General features: G+C 70.8%; 2 protein-coding genes. Both read right to left on the bottom strand.

Features of this window, described 5'->3' with window-relative positions; genetic code table 11:
- Window positions 1-255: 255 nt before the first annotated feature.
- The gene (locus tag QZY48_RS05405) at window positions 256-633 is read right to left on the bottom strand and encodes a hypothetical protein (protein WP_295428741.1); all 378 of its coding nucleotides are present in this window, start codon (window positions 631-633) and stop codon (window positions 256-258) included.
- Between the two features lie 199 nt (window positions 634-832).
- Complete coding sequence (locus QZY48_RS05400; RefSeq protein ID WP_295428738.1) at window positions 833-4,924, bottom strand: translocation/assembly module TamB domain-containing protein; 4,092 nt, start codon at window positions 4,922-4,924, stop codon at window positions 833-835.
- Window positions 4,925-5,131 lie beyond the last annotated feature (207 nt).

The following is a 5,131-nucleotide window of genomic DNA, read 5'->3' as shown; positions in this document are numbered from 1 at the left end:
GGCGCGGCCTCGCGAGCGACCGCAGCGTTGCGTTCTGCGGATAGGCCGCGCCGCACTGGGGTGCGGCGCTCCCGGTGGCCGGAATGATGATCAAGACCGCCCCGGATTTTCTCGCAACCCAAATTACGTCGCTTCTCCGATTACGACAACGACAACGACAACGACAACGACAACGATTGTGTCTGTGTCTAGCTTGTTCTTGACTCGTCACCTGAAGATGATACCACCGAGTTGCGCGGTCACAGCGAACAACGGCTATTCAAACACGGCCTCCGCGATGCGCGTAACAAAGGGCAGGGCGGCGAGGGTCAGCAGGATCGCGCGATAACCGGGCTGGTGGGTGTTTCCGAGCACCAGGACCTGATCCGGTCCGCAGCCGCTGCGCCCGCAACTGCCCGGATAAAAGTGGGCGCTGGGGTCGATGGCCGCCACCTGATCCCGGGGGCCCTGGCCCCGCGGGATACAGAACTCGTAGTCCAGGGCGCGCCGCCCGTCGGGCGGTCCCTGGAGACCGGCGGCATCGAGGCGGTCCAGGTCGAAGGCGATGACGCTCGTCGGGTCGAGGCCCGCGGCGGTCGCCGCGAGGGCGAAAGAGAAGACGATTTGTCCACAAATGAACGCAAATGAACACAAATAAGAAATGGGAAGGAATGGCTTCCGGTGGTCGTGGCGCGTCCAAACGCCGAGCACTCCCCAAAACGCCGTGCCGGGCGCCTTATCCATGTAACGACCAGGGCCGCACCTGGATGCATCCCTCTCGGCGCCGACTCTCGCCTTCCCCCATTTGCGTTCATTTGCGTTCATTTGCGGACAATCCTTCTCTGTTTTCCCGTCAACGCTCGAACTTGTAGAAAATATCCGCGCCCGGGGTATCCCCGCTTTCGGCCTCGAGTTCGATATTGCGGCTCCAATCATAGCGCAGCTTGACCGCGTTCTTGCTGTCGCCGATACCGCTGACGTATTCCATATACAGGTTGGGTGCCACATAGGTCCCCACCGACAGTGACTGGCCCCCCTGCCCCGTGTCGGTGCGGGGCGCGATCCCGGTCAACAGATACTTGGTGATCTCTGCCTGACTCATGCCCGGGTCGCTCTCGGAGAAGAAGGCGAGCCTGGAATTGCGCAGCGTGCCCACCACCCGCACCCCGGCGTTGAGGCTGCCGCTCTCGCGTTGGGCCATGAGCAGGAGCCCCGGATTGCCGATGGGGCTGTTGGAAAAGACCAGCCGCCCCTGGGTGATGGTCAGGGGGGTGCCCAACTCGGTGCCCAGGCCGCTCAGGATGGGGATCAGGTCGGTGCCCAGCCCGATCCCGGGGTTGAAGCGGTAGACCCCGTCCACGATCGCCAATTGGCCGTCGCCCAGCAGCTCCCGGCCCGGGGCCTGCAGGATACGCAGGTCGCCGATCAGGCGCCCGCGCACCCCGAAGGCGTCGATAGTCACGTCGTTGCCCAGGGTGAGGCGCAGGTCGATGTCCACCGGAAACGGCGGCTTGCCCGCCCCGGCCTGACCGACCAACACGATGTCCGGGGACGGCAGCAGGGTCCCGGCCGGGAGTTTGCGCGGCCGGATGCGCGCCTGCGGGACCTTGATCTCGCCCCGCACCCGGGCGCCCTGGGGGGTCAGGCCGATCTCGATATGGGGTGACAGGGTGACCTGATATTCCTTGGTGTCCGCGACCTTGAGCCGCTCACCGGCGATCAGCACTTGGCCGCTCAATCCGCCGGCGCCGCCCTCGGCGTCACCGCTGAGCCACAGACGCCGGCCGCCGACCTCCCCCTGGCCCTGGATGGTCAGCCGCTCCAGGGCCGGCGCCGTGAGCGTGACATCGAGGTTGGTGATCTTGGTGCCCAACAGCGGCACCTCGGCACCGAAGCCGCGCAGCGTCGCCTGGCCCTTGGCCCCGGGCCTGCTCAGGGTGCCGCCCAGGTCGAAGTCCAGGGCCAGCTTACCGGTGATCCCGGTCAGGTTCGGGACCAGGTTGGAGAACCGCGCGAGTCCCGCCACGCCCCCGTGCACCCCACCGCGCAAGGGCTGATCCGGGCGCGCCGGGTCGTCGAGGCGCCAGCCCGGCAGGTCCACCGCAGCGTCGAACTGACCCAGGCCCTTCAGCGGCAGGTCCAACCGCGCCCCCAGGCCCCGGGCCCCGGCGTCCAGGGTCAGCCGCGTCTGGGAGAGGTCGAGTTCCTCGAACCTGGCCTGGCCCAAATCCAGGCGCAGCCGCCCCTGGGGAATCTCGGCCAGGGCGCTGCCGGTCAGCACCGGACCCTTGGCCGCGAAGCGCCCCTTGACCCGGGCGGCGCCCTGCGCCGCCAGGTTCGCGGGCAGCAGGACCTGGGCCAACTCGGCCCCCAGCGGGTCCAGATCGATGGTCGCCGTCCATTCGCCCGGGGCCGTCTGATCGAACCCGAGACAGCCCCCGGAGCCCTTGGCGTTGCGCAGACACAGGGGGCCTGCCGCGATCTTGGGGCCGGTCAGGCGCAGCGGCATGGCCTGCGGGAGACGCCAGTTGCCGTAGCGCTCGCTGTCCAGGTCCAAGCGGCTCAGGGTTCCCCGATACGCGGCCGGGCCGGCCCCGGCCAGGGTGAGTCCGCCGGCCGCCTCCAGCCGGATGGACAGGGGTTGGCCGATGGCCGCGACGCTCAGCCGATGGTTCGGCACACTGCCGTCCCCGCGCACCTCCAGCCGCTCCCAGCGCAGGCCCCCGGCCGTCAGCCCCTGGCCGTCCAGTCGGACGCGCAAGGGACCCTGCGGGGTCAGGGCCAGGTCCGCGGAGCCCGTGAGGCGCGCGATCCCCTGACCGGCCAGGGCGGCGTCCCTGGCATCGATCTCCAGCGCCACCGTCGGCGCCTTGAGCCCCCCCTGCACCCTGCCGCGCGCCTGGACGCTCCCCGTGGCCCCCGGCATGAGACTCGCCAGATCCGGCGAGGCGAGGTCGAAGCGCAGGTCGAGCTTCTCGTCGATCACGCCGTCCACCCGCGCACTGCTGGGACCCGAGGAAGCACGCAGCCCCGTGATCCGGACAGTCCCCGCCGCCATCTGCACCTGACCCGCGGCGGCGATGGGATAGCCGCGCAAGGTCCCCTGGACCCCGGCGAGCGTCACCGTCAGGTTCGGACCCTTGGCCTCCAGGGTGCCGCGGCTGCTGAGACGCCCGTCCATGCGGCCCGGCCACCCGGGGGCATAGGACCCGGGGTCGAGCCCCACGGCGGCCAGGTCCGCCTCCCAGGTCACTGCCGGGTCCCAGGCGACGCGGGCACGGCCATCGATGCGGCCCTGGAGGACCTCCAGGCGCAGCGACGCGATCTCGGTCCCCTTCAGATCGCCCTTGCCGCCCAGCAGCAGGCGCGCCGGGGGGAGCCCGGGGCCTTGCGAGGCGGCCGTCAGGTCATAGCTGAAGCCGACAAGCCCGCCCTTGGTCGCCAGACTGAAGCCGATCCGGTCCTCGATCCCGGGGACGATCCCGCTCGGATTCAGGTCCTTGGCCCCGGCCTTGAGGTCCCAACCGAGTTCCGGCGCCCAGGCGACGCGGCCCGATGCCTCCAGGCTGCCGCCCAGGGTGAGTACCCTAAGCGCGCTGATCCGGGTCCCCTTGGCGTCCCCCTGGCCCCGCAGATCGAGGTCGACGGCCGGGAAGGCGGGGCCCTGCACGGCCCCGGAGACCGCATAGTCATAGGCGTCGAAGGTGCCGGAGGCCTGGACCCGGCCCTGGGGTGCGGTGGCGGTCACGGTGCCGGTGAGCGGCCAGCGCAGCCGCTCCCAGGTGCCGGTGAGTTTGAAGGTGCCGGGGCTGGGATTGAGATCCAGGCCGCCCGTGGCGGAAAAGCGCGCCCCGGAGACCGACTCGGTGAGGTCGAGCCTGCGCAGGTCGAGCCGCCGGTCCTTCCACTGGGCGTCCAGGGCCGCCTGGAGGTGGCCGAAGTCCGCCCGATTCGGCGCCGTGCCGTCCAGGCTGCCGGTGAGGGTCGCGGCCTCCAGGTCCCCGTGCGACTCGAGGCGCCCGCGTACCGCCACCTCGGGTGCGTCCGCCTGGAAGTCCGGCACCCGCACGCCCTCGATCTGCACCACGGCGTCCCAGCGTGGGCGCCCCAGCACGTCGTCCACCTGTGCGCTCAGTGTCGCCTGGGCCGAGCCGGTCAGGTCGTAGGTGACGACCAGCCGCCCGAGGTCCCCGCCGATGCGCCCCCGGCCCGCGATCTGCACCGCGGGCGGCATGGTCAGGTCCCAGTCCAGTTGGAGGTCCAATGGATACTGGTCCGTCAACTGCGCTTGGCCCGCGCCCCTGATCGTGAGCCCAACCTGGCCCGCGGCCAGTTCCAACCCGACGAGGTCCAGGGCACTGCCAGAGAGGCGCGCCCCCAGGGCAACGCGATCCAGCACGAAGAGCGGCGTGTCCACCCCGCGGTGCAGGACCCGCAGGTTCTCCACCAGGGCCTCGCCGATCTCGATCTGCAGGGGCAGCGCGATCTGCGGCAAGACGATGGCCGCGGCCCGCGCGGCCTCGGACGGCGTCGTGACCACATCGACATCGCGCGCGACGACCCGGGCGATGCGCAGGGTCCCGGTGACGGCGGCCAGGGGCGACCAGTCCAGGTCGAAGCTTCCCAGGCGCAGGTCCAGGTCCGGCAGCCGGATCGCCACGTCCTCCAGGTGCAGCCGCCCCAGGACCCGGCCCTGCGCCTTGCCCACCTGGATCAGCCCCGGTGCCAGGTCCTCCGCCAGCGCGAGCGCCGTGCGCAACCCGCTCTGGGTCCCGAGCACCAGCCCCAGCAGCAGCACCGTCAGGAGCAGGGCCGGGACCAGGATCGCGCCCAGCAGACGCAGGACCCGGATCACGGGATGGCGGCGGCGGCCGAGCGGGGCAGCGGCCGCCGCCGCGGGGGCGGGCGGCGGCGCCGGGGCTGGTGCTTGAGTGTCCGCGGTCATGCTTGGGCAGTGGTCCCTGGTCAGCGGTCAGTTGCAAAGGCGGTGCGCGGTGCGGCGCCGGCCGAGGCCCGGCAGCGCCCCGCCCATCCTAGCGGACCTGGGTACGGACTGGAACCGGTGGGGAACCGGTCGCCCGCGATGCAAACAAGTCGACACCGGGGCCGTGACCATTGTTTCGGCCACCTCACGGGTGATAATCGTCGCGGC

Origin of the sequence: uncultured Thiodictyon sp. (assembly GCF_903828115.1) — a bacterium.
GTDB lineage: Bacteria > Pseudomonadota > Gammaproteobacteria > Chromatiales > Chromatiaceae > Thiodictyon.
This window is presented reverse-complemented; position numbering and strand designations above follow the sequence as displayed.

What these genes read in the sequence shown, in the direction of transcription:
- QZY48_RS05400 (WP_295428738.1), bottom strand. Translation starts at nt 4,924, where the DNA reads ATGACCGCGGACACTCAAGCACCAGCCCCGGCGCCGCCGCCCGCCCCC.